The sequence below is a fragment of the Pseudomonas sp. SA195 genome, from assembly GCF_054131565.1.
The window spans coordinates 1,273,809-1,293,010 of record NZ_CP096392.1; the positions used below are offsets into that span (position 1 = coordinate 1,273,809).

At 59.4% G+C, this 19,202-nt stretch carries 23 protein-coding genes and 1 tRNA gene; 20 read left to right on the forward strand and 4 right to left on the reverse strand.

Translation table 11 applies throughout. The annotated features are described in order from the left end of the window. Positions 1-12: 12 nt before the first annotated feature. From M1D78_RS05835 to M1D78_RS05845, 3 genes are all read right to left on the reverse strand, one after another. Complete coding sequence (locus M1D78_RS05835; protein ID WP_437420140.1) at positions 13-510, reverse strand: RDD family protein; 498 nt, start codon at positions 508-510, stop codon at positions 13-15. Positions 511-607: 97 nt separating this feature from the next. Beyond that, entirely contained in the window at positions 608-820 is a 213-nt protein-coding gene (locus tag M1D78_RS05840; protein WP_014853413.1) for a cold-shock protein, read from the reverse strand. A 402-nt stretch (positions 821-1,222) separates the two neighbouring features. Continuing rightward, positions 1,223-1,309 (reverse strand) — tRNA-Leu (locus M1D78_RS05845). A 116-nt stretch (positions 1,310-1,425) separates the two neighbouring features. Here M1D78_RS05845 and queA point away from each other — a divergent pair. From queA to M1D78_RS05875, 6 genes are all read left to right on the forward strand, one after another. Beyond that, positions 1,426-2,475 (forward strand): tRNA preQ1(34) S-adenosylmethionine ribosyltransferase-isomerase QueA, encoded by a 1,050-nt coding sequence (gene queA, locus M1D78_RS05850; RefSeq protein WP_437420139.1) that lies wholly within the window; start codon positions 1,426-1,428, stop codon positions 2,473-2,475. A 14-nt stretch (positions 2,476-2,489) separates the two neighbouring features. Continuing rightward, entirely contained in the window at positions 2,490-3,605 is a 1,116-nt protein-coding gene (tgt, locus tag M1D78_RS05855) for a tRNA guanosine(34) transglycosylase Tgt (RefSeq protein ID WP_437420387.1), read from the forward strand. Between the two features lie 41 nt (positions 3,606-3,646). Further along, complete coding sequence (gene yajC, locus M1D78_RS05860) at positions 3,647-3,976, forward strand: preprotein translocase subunit YajC (RefSeq protein WP_222909120.1); 330 nt, start codon at positions 3,647-3,649, stop codon at positions 3,974-3,976. A 67-nt stretch (positions 3,977-4,043) separates the two neighbouring features. Beyond that, positions 4,044-5,912, forward strand: coding sequence for a protein translocase subunit SecD (gene secD / locus M1D78_RS05865; protein ID WP_437420138.1), 1,869 nt, complete (start codon positions 4,044-4,046; stop codon positions 5,910-5,912). 12 nt (positions 5,913-5,924) lie between these two features. Next, complete coding sequence (gene secF / locus M1D78_RS05870) at positions 5,925-6,833, forward strand: protein translocase subunit SecF (RefSeq protein ID WP_437420137.1); 909 nt, start codon at positions 5,925-5,927, stop codon at positions 6,831-6,833. Between the two features lie 81 nt (positions 6,834-6,914). After that, positions 6,915-7,454: a glycine zipper 2TM domain-containing protein gene (locus tag M1D78_RS05875; RefSeq protein ID WP_437420136.1), complete on the forward strand. Its 540-nt coding sequence runs from the start codon at positions 6,915-6,917 to the stop codon at positions 7,452-7,454. 55 nt (positions 7,455-7,509) lie between these two features. Here M1D78_RS05875 and suhB read toward each other — a convergent pair whose 3' ends face one another. Next, positions 7,510-8,325 carry a type III secretion system regulator SuhB gene (gene suhB, locus M1D78_RS05880; protein ID WP_437420135.1) on the reverse strand — a complete coding sequence of 272 codons (816 nt, stop codon included), beginning with the start codon at positions 8,323-8,325 and terminating at the stop codon, positions 7,510-7,512. Positions 8,326-8,471: 146 nt separating this feature from the next. Between suhB and trmJ the strand changes: the two genes are divergently transcribed. From trmJ to M1D78_RS05950, 14 genes are all read left to right on the forward strand, one after another. Next, positions 8,472-9,248, forward strand: coding sequence for a tRNA (cytosine(32)/uridine(32)-2'-O)-methyltransferase TrmJ (trmJ, locus tag M1D78_RS05885; RefSeq protein WP_437420134.1), 777 nt, complete (start codon positions 8,472-8,474; stop codon positions 9,246-9,248). Continuing rightward, entirely contained in the window at positions 9,248-10,024 is a 777-nt protein-coding gene (gene cysE, locus M1D78_RS05890; RefSeq protein WP_437420133.1) for a serine O-acetyltransferase, read from the forward strand. The genes trmJ and cysE overlap by 1 nt, the downstream gene beginning before the upstream one ends. Before the next feature lie 171 nt (positions 10,025-10,195). Then, the gene (gene iscR / locus M1D78_RS05895; RefSeq protein WP_437420132.1) at positions 10,196-10,687 is read left to right on the forward strand and encodes a Fe-S cluster assembly transcriptional regulator IscR; all 492 of its coding nucleotides are present in this window, start codon (positions 10,196-10,198) and stop codon (positions 10,685-10,687) included. Positions 10,688-10,717: 30 nt separating this feature from the next. Next, positions 10,718-11,932, forward strand: a complete 1,215-nt coding sequence (locus tag M1D78_RS05900) for an IscS subfamily cysteine desulfurase (RefSeq protein ID WP_437420131.1) — start codon at positions 10,718-10,720, stop codon at positions 11,930-11,932. A gap of 43 nt (positions 11,933-11,975) precedes the next feature. Then, positions 11,976-12,368 carry a Fe-S cluster assembly scaffold IscU gene (gene iscU, locus M1D78_RS05905; protein WP_437420130.1) on the forward strand — a complete coding sequence of 131 codons (393 nt, stop codon included), beginning with the start codon at positions 11,976-11,978 and terminating at the stop codon, positions 12,366-12,368. Between the two features lie 10 nt (positions 12,369-12,378). Continuing rightward, the gene (iscA, locus tag M1D78_RS05910) at positions 12,379-12,702 is read left to right on the forward strand and encodes an iron-sulfur cluster assembly protein IscA (protein WP_437420129.1); all 324 of its coding nucleotides are present in this window, start codon (positions 12,379-12,381) and stop codon (positions 12,700-12,702) included. Between the two features lie 7 nt (positions 12,703-12,709). Beyond that, a complete protein-coding gene (gene hscB, locus M1D78_RS05915) occupies positions 12,710-13,231 on the forward strand; it encodes a co-chaperone HscB (RefSeq protein WP_437420128.1) in 522 nt (173 codons plus the stop codon). Positions 13,232-13,272: 41 nt separating this feature from the next. Continuing rightward, positions 13,273-15,135 (forward strand): Fe-S protein assembly chaperone HscA, encoded by a 1,863-nt coding sequence (gene hscA, locus M1D78_RS05920; protein WP_437420127.1) that lies wholly within the window; start codon positions 13,273-13,275, stop codon positions 15,133-15,135. A 4-nt stretch (positions 15,136-15,139) separates the two neighbouring features. Further along, positions 15,140-15,478, forward strand: a complete 339-nt coding sequence (gene fdx / locus M1D78_RS05925; RefSeq protein WP_437420126.1) for an ISC system 2Fe-2S type ferredoxin — start codon at positions 15,140-15,142, stop codon at positions 15,476-15,478. Between the two features lie 2 nt (positions 15,479-15,480). After that, on the forward strand, positions 15,481-15,681 hold the full coding sequence (gene iscX, locus M1D78_RS05930; RefSeq protein ID WP_437420125.1) for a Fe-S cluster assembly protein IscX: 201 nt from the start codon (positions 15,481-15,483) through the stop codon (positions 15,679-15,681). A gap of 130 nt (positions 15,682-15,811) precedes the next feature. Continuing rightward, on the forward strand, positions 15,812-16,243 hold the full coding sequence (ndk, locus tag M1D78_RS05935) for a nucleoside-diphosphate kinase (RefSeq protein ID WP_437420124.1): 432 nt from the start codon (positions 15,812-15,814) through the stop codon (positions 16,241-16,243). 20 nt (positions 16,244-16,263) lie between these two features. Then, complete coding sequence (gene rlmN / locus M1D78_RS05940; protein WP_437420123.1) at positions 16,264-17,412, forward strand: 23S rRNA (adenine(2503)-C(2))-methyltransferase RlmN; 1,149 nt, start codon at positions 16,264-16,266, stop codon at positions 17,410-17,412. Positions 17,413-17,422: 10 nt separating this feature from the next. Continuing rightward, on the forward strand, positions 17,423-18,178 hold the full coding sequence (pilW, locus tag M1D78_RS05945; protein ID WP_437420122.1) for a type IV pilus biogenesis/stability protein PilW: 756 nt from the start codon (positions 17,423-17,425) through the stop codon (positions 18,176-18,178). Further along, a complete protein-coding gene (locus M1D78_RS05950; protein WP_437420121.1) occupies positions 18,175-19,200 on the forward strand; it encodes a RodZ domain-containing protein in 1,026 nt (341 codons plus the stop codon). Before pilW ends, M1D78_RS05950 begins: the two co-directional genes overlap by 4 nt. Positions 19,201-19,202 lie beyond the last annotated feature (2 nt).

Sequence of the window (19,202 nt, forward strand, 5' to 3'; positions counted from 1 at the left end):
GTGGGTCCAGCACTATTTCTTATGGATATTCTTGGGAAGTTGAACCACCTGGCTTTCTGAATAGATGTCATGCCAGGTGCGGTTCTGCTTGTCCCACAGCATCCACCAGTAGCCCAGTCCGAGCGGAAGCCAGGAAATGATCGCCAGAAGGAAGCGCAGCAGCGCCTGCCACAGGTCGATCGCGCTACCGTCGGTATTCTGGATGCGTACCCCCCAGACCTGCATGCCGAGCGTCTGCCCGTTGTGCGTCCAAAACTTTGCGAAGAACGCGAAGAGAGCAAACAGCAGTAGCGTGGAAAGCAATGGATCGATATCCAGGCTGCCGGCCTCGGCCATTACCTTGAGTGCGTCGCTGCCGTAGATGGCGCGCAGGATGACCTGTTGGTAGAGCAGCGTCACGACCATCATCAGGGCGATTGATAAAAAGGCGTCATAGAAGATCGCGGCAAGCCGGCGGATCAGGCCGGCTGCAGGAAACGGACCCTGAGGTTGGAGGCGGTGGTGGCGCATTGGGCTGTCTCGTCGCGAGGGGCGGTTGCGCATTCTACGGAATTGCGCGCATGAAAAAGCCCCTGATGTTGCCATCAGGGGCTTTTCGGAGCGGGGCTTATTCCTGGATTTGAACCTGGTCAGCCTGCATGCCCTTTTGACCTTGCACAGCGATGAAGCTGACCTTCTGGCCTTCTTTCAGGCTCTTGAAGCCGTTGCCTTCGATCGCGCGGAAGTGCACGAACAGATCCGGACCGCTCTCAGGCGTGATGAAACCAAAACCTTTCTCGTCGTTAAACCACTTGACGGTACCGTTCTGACGATTCGACATAGCGTTGTATCCTTGAAACTCAATAGTAGAAGCGCCTCTGCATGGCAGAAGGCGGAAACTGGTTGCAAGGAGTAAAGAGTCGAACGGGATGTAGCAAATCAAAGGATCTACTGCACCAGGTCACGATTCAACGGCGACCCATGCAAACACAGTGGGCACACTCTACGATAACTCGCCGGCCCATGCCAAGCCCTCGGAGTCATAGAATCTGTCCACTGCAAACGGCGCTTTTCAGCGCTTTTTCTAGATGTTTCGAATGTGTTCGTTGCTGCGGTTCGACCGCTTTACAGGCTTGCCTGTAAGGTCGAGCAGGCGAAGTGCATCATCCGACTTCGCGCCTGAAGGCCGCTTCTGGCTTTAGCGGCCGATGCCGAGGACGAGGTCGTCCGCGGTCTTGATTCATGGTGCCTCGAGAGAGACTCGAACTCTCACGTTGTTACCAACGGCGGATTTTGAATCCGCTGCGTCTACCGATTCCGCCATCGAGGCACAGTGGCGGCGCAGTATAGGGATGCAGTTGAGCGCGGTCAATCGTCTATCGTGGTCAGCGTCTGGTCTTTCCGCTAAGCTTTGCGCCCTTCGAATGTCGTGCCGATTCAGCCGCAATGTTAGTTTCCGATTTTTCCTTCGATCTGCCTGATGAATTGATTGCCCGGCACCCGCTTGCCGAGCGTCGTGCGAGCCGGTTGCTGGTGCTCGACGGGCCAAGCGGCCAGTTGGCACACCGCGCGTTCGCCGATTTGCTGGACTACGTTCGTCCCGGCGACCTGATGGTTTTCAACAACACCCGGGTCATTCCTGCGCGGCTTTTCGGGCAGAAGGCGTCCGGTGGGCGGGTCGAGGTGCTGGTCGAGCGTGTGCTGGATGACCATCGGGTGCTGGCGCATGTTCGATCTAGCAAGTCGCCCAAGCCGGGTAGCCTGATACATATCGAGGGCGGCGCTGAGGCGACGATGCGGGCACGGCATGACGCGCTGTTCGAGCTTGAGTTCGCCGAGCCGGTACTGGCGTTGCTCGACCGGGTCGGGCATATGCCGTTGCCTCCCTATATAGATCGGCCGGATGAACAGGCAGACCGGGAGCGCTACCAGACGGTGTATGCCGAACGCGCTGGCGCGGTCGCGGCGCCGACAGCCGGGTTGCATTTCGACGCGCCATTGCTCGAGGCCTTGCGCAAGAAAGGTGTGGAGAGCGCCTTCGTAACGCTGCACGTTGGCGCTGGAACCTTTCAGCCTGTCCGCGTCGATCGCATCGAAGAACATCTGATGCATCGTGAATGGCTCGAGGTCAGCCCGGCGGTGGTCGATGCAGTGCAGGCTTGCAAGGCGCGAGGCGGGCGAGTCATCGCTGTGGGCACTACCAGCGTTCGCTCACTGGAAAGCGCCGCGCGCAATGGCGAATTGGCGCCGTTCAGTGGCGATACAGACATTTTCATTTACCCAGGCAAGCCCTTCCATGTGGTCGATGCCCTGGTGACCAACTTCCACCTTCCCGAATCGACCTTGCTGATGCTCGTTTCCGCGTTCGCCGGATATCGGGAAACCATGGCGGCCTATGCCGAGGCGATTGCCAGTCGCTATCGCTTCTTCAGTTATGGCGATGCCATGTTCATCACGCGCAACCCGGCCGCACGCGGTCCCGAGGATTCACGATGAGTCGTACCTGTCACATGTCGTTCGAGCTGCTCGCTACCGAAGGGAGGGCGCGGCGCGGTCGGCTGACGTTCCCGCGCGGAACGGTCGAGACGCCTGCGTTCATGCCCGTTGGTACCTACGGGACCGTCAAAGGCATGCTGCCACGCGACGTCGAGTCGATTGGTGCGCAAATCATTCTGGGCAACACGTTCCACCTCTGGCTACGACCAGGAACGGAGGTCATCAAGGCGCACGGCGACCTGCATGACTTCATGCAATGGCAGGGGCCGATTCTCACCGACTCGGGTGGTTTCCAGGTATTCAGCCTTGGCGCGATGCGCAAGATCAAGGAGGAGGGCGTCTACTTCTCCTCGCCGGTCGATGGCGCCAAGGTGTTCATGGGGCCGGAGGAGTCGATGCAGGTACAACGGGACCTGGGCTCGGACATCGTGATGATTTTCGATGAATGCACGCCTTATCCAGCCGACGAAGATGTCGCGCGTCGCTCGATGGAGCTGTCCTTGCGTTGGGCGAAGCGCTCTAAGGTCGCACATGGTGAGAATCCGGCAGCGCTGTTCGGTATCGTCCAAGGCGGCATGCACGAGTCGCTGCGTATGCGTTCGCTGGAAGGTCTGTGCGAGATCGGGTTCGACGGACTGGCTATCGGCGGGTTGTCTGTGGGCGAGCCGAAGGAGGAGATGATTCGCGTGCTCGACTTTCTGCCGTCGGCGATGCCCGACGACAAGCCGCGCTACCTGATGGGTGTTGGCAAGCCGGAGGACCTGGTCGAGGGCGTGCGCCGCGGCGTGGACATGTTCGATTGCGTCATGCCCACGCGCAACGCACGCAACGGGCATCTGTTCACCGACAGCGGTGTGGTCAAGATCCGCAATGCCTTCCACCGTTTCGACGACTCCCAGCTCGATCCGGATTGTGATTGTTACACCTGCAAACACTTCTCCAGAGCCTATCTGCACCATCTGGACAAGTGCGGCGAAATGTTGGGCAGCATGTTGAATACAATCCACAATCTCAGGCATTACCAGCGGCTTATGGCTGGTTTACGCGACGCCATTCAACAGGGTACATTGGCCGCCTTTGTCGACACCTTCTACGCCAAGCGTGGCCTGCCAACGCCGCCGCTTGCCTGACGATTCCTATAACTAACTGATCTCTGCAACAGGAGTGCTACATGAGCTTTCTGATTCCCGCCGCCTACGCTCAGGAAGCTGCTGCCGGTCCCGCCGGTAGTGGTTTCGAGTGGCTGTTCCTGGTCGGCTTCCTGGTCATCTTCTATCTGATGATCTGGCGCCCCCAGGCCAAGCGCGCCAAGGAGCATAAGAACTTGATCGGCGGCCTGCAGAAGGGCGACGAGGTGGTGACCTCGGGTGGCATCGCTGGCAAGGTAACCAAAGTGACCGACGATTTCGTCGTGATCGAGGTTTCCGATTCGGTTGAGCTGAAATTCCAGAAGGTGGCGATTGCCGCAACGCTGCCCAAGGGCACGTTGAAAGCCATCTGAGCTGACTTCACTCAACATCAAACGACGGGGCGCGCAAGGCGCCCCGCGTCATTAGACGGGCTGCGTCATGCTCAATAGATTCCCTCTCTGGAAATACCTGCTGATCGTGGTGGTGCTTGGCATCGCCCTGATCTATTCGGCGCCGAACTTGTACCCGGACGATCCGGCGGTGCAAATTACCGGCGCGGCAACCTCGTTGAACGTAACCGAAGCCGATCTCGAGCGCGCTCGCTCGGCGCTTGTCGACGCCGGAATCGAAGTCAAGGCGGCGAGCTTGAGCGAAGACGGCCGAGGCGGGCTGTTGCGATTGGTTGATCAAGACGACCAGCTGCCAGCCAAGGATGTGGTGCGTCGTGCTTTAGGTGACGCTTATGTCGTGGCGCTGAACCTCGCGCCTACCACGCCTGAATGGCTTCGCGATCTCTCTGCCAGCCCAATGAAGCTCGGACTTGATCTTTCCGGCGGCGTGCACTTTCTGCTCGAAGTCGACATGGATAAGGCCGTCGAGACCCGTCTCAACGTGCATGAAGGCGAGGTCAAGAGCCTGTTGCGCAAGGAGCGCGTCCGCTATCGCAGCCTGCCGCAGGCAGGTAACGCTATTCAGCTTGGCTTTGCTGAATCCGACACGTTGGAGCGTGCGCAGTCGTTGATCCGGCAAAACTTCAACGACTTCACGCTGACCACGACCGAGCGTAGCGGTCAGCAGGTGCTGGCCTTGACCCTGACCGAGGCCAAGCTGGCCGAGATCCGGGAATATTCGATCAAGCAGAACCTGACGACGGTACGCAATCGCGTCAACGAACTAGGCGTTTCCGAGCCGCTGGTGCAGCGGCAGGGTGCGAACCGGATCGTCGTCGAGTTGCCTGGTGTGCAGGACACGGCCGAGGCCAAGCGGATCCTTGGCAAGACCGCCAACCTGGAGTTCCGGCTCGCTGCAGAAGCCGATGCCTCGCGCGCGAGCACTGAGACGTTCGAGTTCCGCGAGGAGGGTCGGCCGCCCGTTCAGCTGGAGCGAAACCTGATCATTACGGGCGATCAGGTGACCGATGCGCAGGCCAGCTATGACGAGAATGGGCGTCCTCAGGTAAACATCCGTCTTGACGGGCATGGTGGCGACCTGATGAATCGCGCCACTCGAACCAACGTCGGGCGCAGCATGGCGGTGATTTTCATCGAGCAGCGCCCTGTTACGCGGTACGTTAAGCAGACCGTCGATGGGGTCGAGCAGGAAGTGCCCGTCGAGACGTTCCAGGAAGAGAAGAAGATCATCAGCCTGGCGACCATCCAGTCTGCACTGGGAAGTCAGTTCCGTATCACGGGGCTCGACGGCCAAGGTGAATCGTCGGAGCTGGCGCTGCTGCTGCGTGCCGGTGGCCTCGCCGCTCCCATGTACTTCGCCGAAGAGCGCACCATCGGTCCGAGCCTGGGCGCAGAGAACATCAAATTGGGTGTCCAGGCGGCGATGTGGGGCTTCCTCTTCGTCGCTCTGTTCATGGTAGTGATCTACAAGTTCTTCGGCGTATTGGCGACCGTAGCGTTGCTCTTCAACATGGTGGTGCTGACGGCCCTTATGTCGCTGCTCGGGGCGACACTTACCCTGCCGGGTATCGCTGGCATCGTGTTGACCATGGGTATGGCTGTGGATGCGAACGTGCTGATCTTTTCCCGTATCCGCGAGGAAATTGCCAACGGCATGTCGATCCAGCGCGCCATTCATGAAGGCTTCGACCGCGCCTTTTCCGCCATCGTGGACGGAAACCTGACCACCTTACTGGTTGGCGGAATCCTGTTCGCCATGGGCACTGGGCCGATCAAAGGCTTCGCGGTGACACTGTCGCTGGGCATCCTGACGTCCATGTTCACTGCCATCATCGTGACTCGCGCCATGGTCAACTTGATCTATGGTGGCCGCGATCTCAAGAAGTTGTGGATTTAAGGGGCTAGCACGATGAAACGCGTAATCAATTTCATGGGCGTGCGCTACGTGGCGTTCGCCATGACCGTCCTGCTGACCTTGGCCTCGCTTGGCAGCCTCGCCATCAAGGGTTTGAATTTCGGCCTCGACTTTACTGGCGGCACGTTGATCGAGCTCTCCTACGAACAGCCGGTATCGCTGGATCAGGTTCGCGGCCAATTGGGGCGTTCCGGGTTCGGCAGTGCGGTAGTGCAGAGCTTTGGTGCGACCACTGATGTGCTGGTGCGAATGCCTGGCGATGATCCGCTGTTGGGCGAACAGATCGCCGAAGCGCTTCGGGGCGATGCATCGGCGGGTGACATTACTGTCAAGCGGGTCGAATTCGTCGGGCCGGCAGTAGGAGAAGAATTGCGCGACCAGGGTGGTCTGGGAATGCTGCTCGCCCTCGGTGGGATTCTGGTGTATGTCGCGTTCCGCTTCCAGTGGAAGTTCGCGCTCGGCGCGGTCCTGTCGCTGTTCCACGACGTCATTCTTGTGCTGGGTGTGTTTTCGCTGTTTCAGATTTCGTTCGACCTGACCGTGTTGGCGGCCGTACTGGCGGTCATCGGTTATTCCCTGAACGACACCATCGTGATCTTCGACCGGATTCGAGAGAATTTTCGGGTGCTGCGCAAGGCCGAGCTGATCGAAAACATCAACATCTCTACAACCCAGACGCTTCTGCGCACGCTCGCAACCTCGGTTTCGACGTTGCTGGCCGTGGGCGCTCTGATGGTGTTCGGTGGCGAAAACCTGTGGGGCTTCTCGTTGGCTTTGTTAATCGGCGTCGGTGCAGGCACCTATTCGTCGGTCTATGTAGCGGGCATGTTGCTGACGTGGCTGAACTTGACCCGAGATGACCTTATTCCGCCTGTGGTCGAAGAGGTGGATGAACGTCCCTGATCGACTGCTTCGAACTTCCTCGTGGCTGGGTTGTCAGACTCGCGCAGTCGGGCCAGGTACCGCCGAAAAGAGGAAGTTCGAGTGAATAAGTCGTTATTGATGGGTGCAGTCGTTGGCGCTGTGGTGGCCACTGCGGGTGGTGCGTTTGCAACTTATTCGCTGATGGATCGTGGTCCAGCGTTTGCGAGTGTCCTGTCCGCTGATCAGATCAAGGAAACCATCAAGACGCCGCGTGAGGTGTGCAAGGACGTCAGTGTGACTCGGCAGCGCCCGGTTCAGGACAGTAACCGGATAGCCGGCACCGCGGTTGGGGCGGTTGTTGGCGGTTTGCTGGGCAGCCAGGTTGGGGGCGGGAACGGCAAGAAAATCGCAACGGTCGCTGGCGCCGTCGGCGGCGGCTATGCCGGCAACAAGGTCCAGGAAAGCATGCAGAGCCGGGACACCTATACGACTGTCGAAACGCGTTGCTCGACCGTAACCGATTCGCACGACAAAATCGTCGGCTATGACGTCAAGTACGATATCGATGGCAAGGTTGGACGCGTGCGGATGGACCAGGATCCCGGAGCGCAGATTCCCCTGCGTGACGGCGAGCTCGTCCTGAACCAGGCGCAGAAATGAAAAAACGCCCGTAAGGGCGTTTTTTTATGGTGATGCCTCGTTGCGTAGGCGCGCTTCAGCGCTTCAAGCTTGGCGATAGATGCGGTTGGATAGCTGTCAGCACGGCCTTGAAGCACTTGGTGTTGCCAGCCACTATCTGGCCCTTCTCAAGAAATTCGTGACTGCCGCTGAAATCGCTCACGAGTCCGCCGGCTTCTTGAATCAGTAGCGCACCGGCCGCCATGTCCCATTCGGAAAGCCCGAATTCCCAGAACGCGTCGTAGCGGCCCGCGGCTACGTAGGCCAGGTCCAGGCTGGCTGCGCCTGCGCGACGCAGGCCGGCAGTCTGGCCGACCAGGCTACGAAACATGTTGAGATAGTTGTCGAGATTGTCGAGTTGCGCGTCGCGGAACGGGAAGCCGGTACCCAGCAGTGCGCCTTCTAGGCTCTTGCGTGCGCTGACTCGCAAACGGCGCCCGTTGAGGGCAGCGCCTCGGCCGCGGCTTGCGGTGAATTCTTCCTGGCGGACCGGGTCGACGACGATCGCATGCTCCAGGCGGCCCCGGTATTTGCAGGCGATGCTCACCGCGTAATGCGGCACGCCGCGAAGGAAATTGGTGGTGCCGTCGAGCGGGTCGATAACCCAGAGGTAATCCGTGCCGTCGCCGCTGCCTTCAAGCAGTCCGCCTTCCTCGCCGAGAATGCCGTGATTGGGGTATGCCTTGCGCAGAGCGGTAACGATGATTTGCTCGGCGGTCCTGTCGACCTCTGAAACGTAGTCCCGTGCATCCTTTTCGCTGACCGAGATCACGTCCAGGCGCTCGGTGGAACGGACAATCATCTCGCCGGCGCTACGGGCGGCACGCAGCGCGATATTCAGCATGGGCTGCATCGATCAAATACCTGGTCGTTTAAAGAAAGCCGGCGATTCTAGCAGAAAGCGACGCCGGGGGGAGTGGGTGCGCGCTCCGGTCGCTCAATGGCGGAGTCGGAGGCGCTTACGGTAAGCTTCCGGTTTGTTTTGCGGACGATAATGCTGTGTCGCTTGAGAATATTCGTGTGGTGTTGGTCAACACCAGCCATCCCGGCAACATCGGAGGTGCCGCGCGGGCCATGAAGAACATGGGTTTGTCGCGGTTGTACTTGGTGGACCCGGAAGACTTCCCTAGCGGCGAAGCCAATGCGCGTGCATCGGGTGCGACAGATATCCTCGACGCGGCTGTTGTAGTACCAACGCTCGAAGAGGCATTGATTGGCTGCAGTGTTGCAATGGGCACTAGTGCCCGTGATCGGCGGATCCCTTGGCCGCTGCTCGATCCTCGCGAGTCTGGCTCGGTATGCATGGAGCAGGTAGCCGAGGGCGCGGAGGTAGCGCTCGTATTTGGCCGCGAGTATGCGGGGCTTACAAACGAAGAACTGCAGCGTTGCCATTACCATGTGCATATCCCGTCGAATCCGGACTTCAGCTCGCTGAACCTGGCGGCTGCCGTCCAGGTGCTCACCTATGAGGTGCGGATGGCCTGGCTCGCGACGAGTGGGCAGCCAACCAAACAGGCAAAGCTAGAAACCACTTCGATGCTCAATGCCCAACCCGTCACTGCTGACGAGCTCGAACACTACTACACCCATCTTCAGCAAACGCTCGTGGATATTGGATTCCTCGATCCCAGCCGCCCCCGCCACCTGATGCCGCGCCTGCGTCGTCTTTATGGGCGTAGCGGCATCAGCAAGCTGGAGATGAATATCCTGCGAGGCATTCTGACCGAAACCCAGAAGGCCGTTCGCGGTGAACCCCATAAACGGAGATCAGATTGATGTTCGAGCGCATGCGTGAAGACATCCAGAGCGTGTTCCATCGCGATCCGGCGGCGCGTAACGCTTTCGAGGTGGTCACCTGTTATCCCGGCTTGCATGCAGTCTGGTTTCATCGGGTTTCGCATTGGTTATGGGTCAACGACTGCAAGTGGCTGGCGCGCATGAATTCGAATCTGGCGCGCTGGCTGACCGGTATCGAGATTCATCCCGGCGCGCAGATCGGTCGACGCTTCTTCATCGATCATGGGATGGGCATCGTAATCGGCGAAACCGCGCAGATCGGCGATGACGTCACGCTCTATCACGGGGTAACCCTGGGCGGTACGAGTTGGAACAAGGGCAAGCGTCACCCAACCCTCGAAGACGGTGTCATCGTTGGGGCGGGCGCGAAGATCCTTGGTCCGTTCACCGTCGGCGCTGGCGCGAAGGTCGGCTCGAATGCCGTGGTTACACGTGAGGTTCCGGCTGGTGCGACCGCTGTCGGCATCCCTGGACGCGTCATTGCCAAACCGAGCGATGAGCAGGAAGCAAAGCGCAAGGCGATGGCAGAGAAGATCGGCTTCGATGCCTACGGTGTGACCGAAGACATGCCCGATCCGGTCGCGCGCGCCATCGGAAAGCTGCTTGATCACGTTCAAGCTGTAGAGGAGCGCATGGATGGCATGTGTGAGGCCCTCAAGGCGTTGGGTAGCGATTACTGCGCCAAGAAGATGCCGGAGCTGCGTGACGAGGACTTCGAGCAGGTCAAAGACCATGTGGAGCAGGCCCGGTCTTGACGTGCCGCCTCGCTCCGCTGCTGGTATCATGCCGGCCGGTTTACGGTGACGGTCCTGATAACAGGAGGGCTGTTACGGCGGAATGTCCGAGTAAATCAATCGGACTTATAGTTGATCTAAATACTCGGGTATTGCATACTTGCGCCAAACCATGATGCTTGGTGCGAACCGATGCGATTGACAACCAAAGGCCGTTACGCCGTTACCGCGATGCTTGATCTTGCGCTGCATGCGCAACATGGTCCTGTATCGCTTGCGGATATTTCCGAACGGCAGGGCATCTCGCTTTCCTACCTTGAGCAGCTGTTCGCGAAATTGCGGCGCGGCAGCCTGGTCACGAGCGTCCGAGGTCCAGGCGGAGGCTATCAGCTTTCGCGTGAAATGGCGGGCATTCAGGTAGCGCAGGTTATCGATGCGGTCAACGAATCGGTCGACGCCACCCGTTGCCAAGGCTTGGGTGACTGTCATTCAGGTGATACCTGTCTTACCCACCACCTATGGTGTGATCTCAGCCAGCAGATACATGAGTTCCTAAGTGGTATCAGTCTGGCGGATTTGGTGATGCGTCGCGAAGTGCAGGAAGTTGCATTGCGCCAGGACATGCGTCGCGCCAAGGGGCAAGCTCCGCAACTGGATAAGATCGAAGCGTCCGCCGTCGAATGAGCAGGACGACTGCCTGATAGGAGATACCTGATGAAATTGCCGATTTACCTGGATTACTCCGCTACTACGCCGGTCGATCCACGTGTGGCCGAGAAGATGGTCGAATGCCTCACCGCCGAGGGCAACTTTGGGAATCCGGCTTCGCGCTCCCATGCCTTTGGCTGGAAAGCGGAAGAGGCGGTCGAAAATGCCCGTCGCCAGGTCGCCGAGCTGGTTAATGCCGATCCGCGCGAAATCGTCTGGACCTCCGGTGCGACCGAGTCGGACAACCTAGCGATCAAAGGCGTCGCTCACTTCTACGCCTCTAAAGGCAAGCACATCATTACGAGCAAGATTGAACACAAGGCCGTGCTGGATACCACCCGTCAACTCGAGCGCGAAGGGTTCGAAGTGACCTATCTCGATCCGGGTGAGGACGGCATCATCACGCCGGGCATGGTCGAAGCGGCACTACGCGACGACACCGTGCTCGTATCCATCATGCATGTGAACAACGAGATCGGGACGGTTAACGATATTGCCGCCATCGGCGAGCTGACACGCTCCCGTGGCGTGCTGTTTCATGTCGACGCAGCCCAGTCGACTGGCAAAGTGGAAATCGACCTCGACCAGATGAAGGTCGATCTGATGTCTTTCTCAGCACACAAAACCTACGGCCCGAAGGGTGTCGGTGCGCTTTACGTACGCCGCAAGCCGCGCGTCCGGCTTGAAGCCCAGATGCATGGTGGTGGACACGAGCGGGGCATGCGCTCCGGCACGCTCGCGGCGCATCAGTCGGTTGGCATGGGTGAGGCTTTCCGGATCGCCAAGGAAGAAATGGCGTCTGAGCGCGAGCGCATCCGCGCCTTACGGGACCGCTTCTTCAAGCAGGTCGAGCATCTCGAAGAGCTGTATGTCAACGGCAGCATGACGGCGCGCGTACCGCACAACCTGAACCTGAGCTTCAACTACGTCGAGGGTGAGTCGCTGATCATGGCGCTGAAGGATCTCGCCGTGTCCTCCGGCTCTGCCTGTACTTCCGCATCGCTCGAACCCTCGTACGTGCTGCGTGCGCTGGGTCGCAACGACGAGCTCGCGCACAGCTCGATCCGCTTTACGTTCGGCCGCTTCACGACGGAGGAAGAGGTTGACTACGCCGCGCAGAAAGTCAGCGAGGCGGTCACCAAGTTGCGAGAGCTTTCGCCCTTGTGGGACATGTTCAAAGACGGCGTCGATATTTCAAAGGTCGAGTGGACTGCCCACTGAACCGTCGAACTCCCGCTTAGCCTGATTCAACGAGGATTGCACCATGGCATACAGTGACAAGGTCATCGACCACTACGAGAACCCGCGTAACGTCGGCAAGTTCGATGCCGAGGACCCTTCCATCGGTACTGGCATGGTCGGCGCTCCGGCCTGCGGCGACGTTATGCGCTTGCAGATCAAGGTCAACGAGCAGGGCATCATTGAGGATGCGAAGTTCAAGACCTATGGTTGCGGCTCCGCGATCGCGTCGAGTTCCCTGGCCACCGAATGGATGAAGGGCAAGACGCTAGAAGAAGCCGAGACGATTAAGAACACCCAGCTCGCTGAAGAGCTCGCATTGCCGCCAGTGAAAATTCACTGTTCAGTACTGGCCGAAGATGCGATCAAGGCGGCCGTGCGCGACTACCGTACGAAGAAAGGGCTGCCGCAGGCCTAAGGAGGTACCGATGGCAATCAGTATGACCGCGGCGGCTGCGAACCACGTCAGGCGCTCGCTGGAAGGGCGCGGCAAGGGGCTTGGTATTCGCTTGGGTGTGCGGACTACCGGCTGCTCCGGCCTGGCTTATGTGCTCGAATTCGTTGACGAGGCAGCTGCCGAGGATGCGGTTTTCGAAAACCATGGCGTCAAGGTGATCATCGATCCGAAAAGCCTGGTCTACCTCGACGGGACCGAACTCGATTTCGTGCGTGAAGGGCTGAACGAAGGCTTCAAGTTCAACAACCCCAACGTGCGTGGCGAGTGCGGTTGCGGCGAAAGCTTCAACATCTGAGGTCGCCGTGGGAAGTCCCTGTCATTACGCGTTGTTCGATCTGCAGCCAGCATTCGATCTCGATCTGGAACAGCTGTCGGTGCGCTACCGCGAGATGGCTCGCAAGGTCCATCCGGATCGTTTCGCCGATGCTGGCGAGGCTGAGCAGCGTCGTGCGGTCGAGCAATCGGCCAATCTCAATGAGGCCTACCAGACTCTCAAGAGCCCCTCGCGTCGCGCACGTTACTTGCTGACCCTGCGAGGGCGGGAGATGCCGCTTGAGGCGACAGTGCAGGATCCCGCGTTTCTGATGCAGCAGATGCAGTGGCGCGAGGAACTCGAGTCACTCCACGACGATGGGGATCAGTCCGGTGTGATGGCTTTCAAGGCCCGCCTGAAAGCCGCGCAGCAGTCCATCAATGACTCGTTTTCCATCATTTGGGAAGACGAGGCTCAGCGTGACGAAGCCGAACGCCTGGTGCGGCGGATGCAGTTTCTCGACAAATTGTCTCAGGAAGTGCGTCAGCTCGAAGAGCGCCTCGACGAATAACCCAGCGCAGCCACTGGCGCTGCGCCCGAAATAAGACAGACATGGCCTTACTTCAAATAGCTGAGCCCGGACAAAGCCCGAAGCCCCATCAGCGGCGGCTTGCGGTGGGTATCGACCTGGGTACGACTAACTCGCTGGTGGCCGCCTTGCGTAGTGGCATCACTGCTCCGCTGGCTGACGCCCAAGGCGACGTGATCCTGCCCTCCGCGGTGCGCTACCACACTGACCGCGTCGAGGTGGGCAAGGTAGCCAGGGAGGCTTCGGCGTCCGACCCGTTGAACACGGTTGTCTCGGTCAAACGCCTCATGGGGCGTGGCATCGGCGACGTCAAGCAGCTGGGTGTACAGCTGCCGTATCGCTTCGTCGAAGGGCAGTCGCAGATGCCATTCATCGAAACGGTACAGGGCGCCAAGAGCCCCGTCGAAATATCCGCCGAAATCCTTCGTGCACTGCGTGAGCGCGCCGAGGCCGTGCTCGGGGGTGAGCTGGTTGGCGCTGTGATCACGGTGCCTGCCTACTTCGATGATGCACAGCGGCAGGCGACCAAGGATGCTGCGCGTTTGGCAAATCTGAACGTCCTGCGCTTGTTGAACGAGCCCACTGCCGCGGCAGTCGCCTATGGATTGGATCGTCAGGCCGAAGGCGTCGTGGCCATCTATGACCTGGGTGGCGGAACGTTCGACATCTCGATATTGCGGTTGTCCAAAGGCGTATTCGAAGTGCTCGCTACAGGTGGCGATACGGCGCTTGGCGGGGACGACTTCGATCACGCCGTGGCGGGATGGATCTTGGCTAAGGCGGGCACGTCCGAAGACCTCGACCCGGGCGCACAACGTGAAGTGCTGCGTATTGCCTGCGACGCTAAAGAAAAACTCAGTGAGCTGGACTCAGTGGCCGTCCGCTATGGCGATTGGTCGGGTGAGCTGACGCGCGCCACGTTCAATGAGCTGGTCGATCCCATGATCATGCGCAGCCTCAAGGCCTGCCGACGGGCATTGCGCGATTCGTCCGTCGAGCTCGGGGAAGTAGGCGCGGTGGTGATGGTTGGCGGGTCCACGCGCGTTCCGCGTGTTCGCGAATTGGTCGGCGAAATGTTTGGACGCGAGCCACTGACCGATATCGATCCTGACCAAGTCGTCGCGATCGGTGCGGCGATTCAGGCTGAAACGCTGGCCGGCAACAACCGGGATGGCGAAGAGCTCTTGCTGCTGGATGTGATTCCGCTGTCCCTCGGTCTCGAGACCATGGGCGGGTTGATGGAGAAGATCATCCCGCGCAACACCACGATTCCCGTGGCGCGCGCGCAGGACTTCACCACCTATAAAGATGGCCAGACGGCCATGATGATTCATGTGCTGCAGGGTGAGCGTGAATTGATCACGGATTGCCGTTCCCTGGCACGCTTCGAGTTGCGTGGTATCCCACCGATGGTGGCTGGCGCCGCCAAGATTCGCGTCACCTTTCAGGTCGATGCCGATGGATTGCTCAGTGTTTCTGCCCGCGAGACGGCCTCAGGCGTCGAATCGAGCATTCAGGTCAAGCCGTCTTATGGGCTGACCGATGGCGAGATCGCTCGCATGCTTGAGGACTCGTTCCACAAGGCCGGCGAGGACAAGGTCGCTCGTGCGCTTCGCGAACAGTTGGTCGACGCGCAGCGTCTGATCGAGGCCGTCGAAAGCGCCGTCGAGACAGATGGCGATCGCCTGCTTAGCGAAGAGGAGCGCATCGCGATCCTGGCACAGGTGGATACGCTTCGCAGCTTGATGGATAGCCCGGATGGTGCTGCGATCGAGCGGGAGATCAAGCGGCTGAGCCAGATTACAGATGCTTTTGCCGCGCGCCGGCTGGATTCCACCGTCAAGGCTGCGCTAGCCGGGCGGCGGCTCAACGATATCGAGGATTGACCCAATGCCGCAGATTGTTTTTCTGCCCCACGTCGACCATTGCCCGGACGGTGCAGTTGTGGACGCACAGCCAGGTGAGACGGTGCTCGACGCCGCGCTTCGCAACGGTATCGACATCGAGCATGCCTGCGAGAAGTCTTGCGCCTGTACGACATGCCACGTCGTGATTCGCGAAGGGTTCGGGTCGCTCGAGGCATCCGACGAGCTCGAAGACGACATGCTCGACAAGGCGTGGGGGTTGGAGCCGCACTCGCGTCTATCCTGCCAGGCGGTTGTCGCTGAGAGCGATCTCGTTGTGGAGATTCCCAAGTACACCATCAATCAGGTTTCTGAAGGTCACTGAAGATGGCACTCAAATGGGCAGATGTGCTCGATATTGCAATCGAGCTGGCTGACAGCAAACCGGATATCGATCCGCGATACGTGAATTTCGTCGAGTTGCACCGTTGGGTTGTAGCGCTGCCGCAATTTTCCGATGATCCGCAGCGTGGCGGTGAGAAGGTGCTGGAGGCGATACAGGCAGCCTGGATCGACGAAGTCCAGTGATCCTCGTCGTGCCGCCGTTGCGTTAGCAGCTGCTCGCTGCAGTCTGGCCACGGCCTTATATTCTTAATCCGAACCCGCGTATAATCCGTGGGTTTACTCGTTAGCTTTAACCCTCAGTTTGGAGTCCTACATGGCCCTGCAACGCACCTTCTCCATCATCAAGCCTGACGCTGTCGCCAAGAACGTGATCGGCGAAATCACCACCCGTTTCGAGAAGGCCGGCCTGCGCGTCGTCGCTTCCAAGATGGTCCAGCTGTCCGAGCGCGAAGCGGCCGGCTTCTACGCTGAGCACAGCGAGCGCGGCTTCTTCAAGGATCTGGTTGCGTTCATGACTTCCGGCCCGGTCATCGTGCAGGTATTGGAAGGCGAGAACGCCGTCCTCAAGAACCGTGAGTTGATGGGTGCCACCAATCCGAAGGAAGCCGCTCCGGGTACCATTCGTGCCGATTTCGCCGTCTCCATCGACGAGAACGCCGTGCACGGCTCCGACTCCGAGGCGTCCGCAGCGCGCGAAATCGCTTACTTCTTCGCGGCCACCGAAGTGTGCGCACGCATTCGCTGATCAGGCGAAGGTGAATCCAGATGAATGTATCGACCGGTAAGGTAAACCTGCTGGGGCTGACCCAGTCGCAGATGGAAGGCTTCTTCGATTCGATAGGGGAGAAGCGCTTTCGTGCCGGTCAGGTCATGAAGTGGATTCACCACTTCGGCGTCGATGATTTCGATGCCATGACCAACATTGGCAAGGTTTTGCGCGAAAAGCTCAAAGCCGCTGCCGAGATTCGGGGTCCGGAGATCGTCAGCGAAGACATTTCCGCCGATGGCACACGCAAGTGGGTGGTGCGCGTGGCGTCGGGCAGTTGCGTAGAGACGGTTTATATCCCTCAGGGTGGCCGCGGGACGCTGTGCGTCTCCTCCCAGGCGGGATGTGCGCTGGATTGCAGCTTCTGCTCGACCGGCAAACAAGGTTTCAATAGCAATCTCACTGCAGCCGAAGTGATTGGTCAGGTGTGGATTGCGAACAAGTCATTCGGCACCATTCCGGCCAAGATCGACCGGGCTATCACCAACGTGGTGATGATGGGGATGGGCGAGCCGCTATTGAACTTCGATAACGTGGTCGCTGCCATGCACATCATGATGGACGACCTCGGCTACGGTATATCCAAACGTAAGGTGACCTTGTCGACCTCCGGCGTCGTTCCGATGATCGAGGAGCTCAGCAAGGTAATCGACGTATCCCTGGCGCTATCGCTGCATGCGCCTAATAACGCGTTGCGTGACCAGTTGGTGCCGATCAATAAGAAATATCCACTCGAGATGCTGCTGGCAGCCTGTCAGCGCTACATTTCGAACCTGGGTGAAAAACGCGTGCTCACGATCGAATACACGTTGCTCAAAGGCGTCAATGATCAGCCTGAGCACGCTGATGAACTGATCGCGTTGCTCGCCAGCATTCCGTGCAAAATCAATCTGATCCCGTTCAATCCCTTCCCTCATTCTGGATATGAGCGGCCCAGCAACAATGCCATCCGCCGTTTTCAGGACATGCTGCACAAAGCCGGGCACAATGTGACCGTGCGTACCACGCGTGGCGAGGATATCGACGCCGCGTGCGGCCAGCTGGTCGGTCAGGTGATGGATCGTACACGCCGAAGCGAGCGCTACATCGCCGTGCGTGAACTGCATTCCGAGCCAGGTACGGCGACCGTCGTTTCGAACCGCTCCTGAGGGGATGCTAATGTTTTTGCGCGTCGCGCTGCTGTTGTTTGTTGGTTTGTTAGCTGGTTGCGTGTCTTCTGGTTCCATTGATCCGCTGCGCACCAGCGAGGGGCGCACCGAGGCGCGCGATGCCTATATCCAGCTCGGTATCGGTTACCTGCAACAAGGCGATACGTCGCGTGCTAAACGACCGTTACGCAAAGCCCTGGAGCTGGATCCGAATAGCGCGGATGCCCATGCTGCGTTGGCGCTAGTGTTCCAGACCGAAATGGAAAACAAACTCGCCGACGAGCATTACCGCAAAGCGCTTTCCAGCCGCAACGACGCGCGCATCTTGAACAATTACGGAAGCTTCCTGTTCGAGCAGAAACGTTACCAGGAGGCGCTTGAGCGTTTTTCCAAGGCAGCTGAAGACAACCTCTATTCTGAGCGCTCTAGGGTTTTTCAAAACATGGGCATGACCGCGTTGCAGCTTGGGCAACGCGAGCAGGCAGAAACCTATTTCACCCGGGCCTTGCGCCTCGACAGCCGGCAACCGCGCGCACTGCTCGAACTTGCCCAACTGGCTTACGAGGACAAGCAGTACGTCCCGGCCAAGCGTTACTACGACAGCTTCAGTCGTCTGTCCGAGCAGAACGCGCGCAGCCTGCTGCTAGGCATTCGTCTGGCTACTATTCACCAGGACCGCGGCCAGGCCGCTAGCCTCGCGCTGCAACTCAAGCGGCTCTACCCTGGGACTGCCGAATACCAACAGTTTCTATCGGAGCAACGATGACAGCGCCACAATCCGAAGCCGCTTCCTCGGCGCTTGCCAACCCCGGCGAAACCCTGCGTGCCGCGCGTGAAAGCAAGAATTGGTCGCTTTCTTCGGTGGCCCAGCAGCTTAATCTGTCAGAGCGCTCACTAACTCAGATCGAGGCTGGCGACTTCAGCCAGATGCCGGGCCACACTTTTGCCCGTGGCTACGTTAGGGCCTATGCCAAGCTGCTGGGGTTGGATCAAGCTCGATTGGTCCAGCAGTTCGACCACCACACTGGTACCGATGCAACCGGTAGCCGCGTCAACAGCTTGGGCTACATCGACCAGCCGGTGAGGCTGTCCCGCAGCATGGTGCGGTTCTTCACGTTCTTGCTGACCATTGTCATCGCAGTGGGAGCGTTTCTTTGGTGGCAGGACCGTACGGCTCGAAATGAATCCGGTCGATCGGTTTCCGCGCTCGAGCGGATCGAGGTGGAAGCCGCCGATGGCACCACCGAAATCCACCTGCTCGATCGTGCTGAGGAGCCCGAAGAGCCAGCCGCCGACGCTGCTGACCCAGAGCACTCACTGCCTGAACCGACTGAGGCACCAGCGCCGGCGACTGAATCGCAGGTCACGATCGAACAGACGCTGGGCCAACCTAACGCTGCTGCACCGGTAGAGCAGTCTGCAACTGCTGACCCGGCCGCTCCGACCGAAGCAGCTATTGCGCTTGAGCCGGTCCCAGTCACGCCGGCCGAGACGGAAGCCCCAGCAGCCGAAACAGCACAGTCGGCACAAACCGAAGTGGCACAAGGGGAGGGCCAGTTGAGCCTGGTCTATAACGCCGATTGCTGGACCCAGGTCACCGATGCCGATGGCAACGTACTCTACAGCGCGCTGGCGCGAGCCGGCACTAGCCGCACCGTCACGGGCAAGGTGCCGCTCGATGTTCATCTGGGCTTCGCCTCTGGCGTTGAGGTCCGGTTCAACGGCGAAGCGGTCGATCTCTCTGGCAAAACACGTGGCGAAACAGCCCGTTTCAAGCTCGGACAGTAATC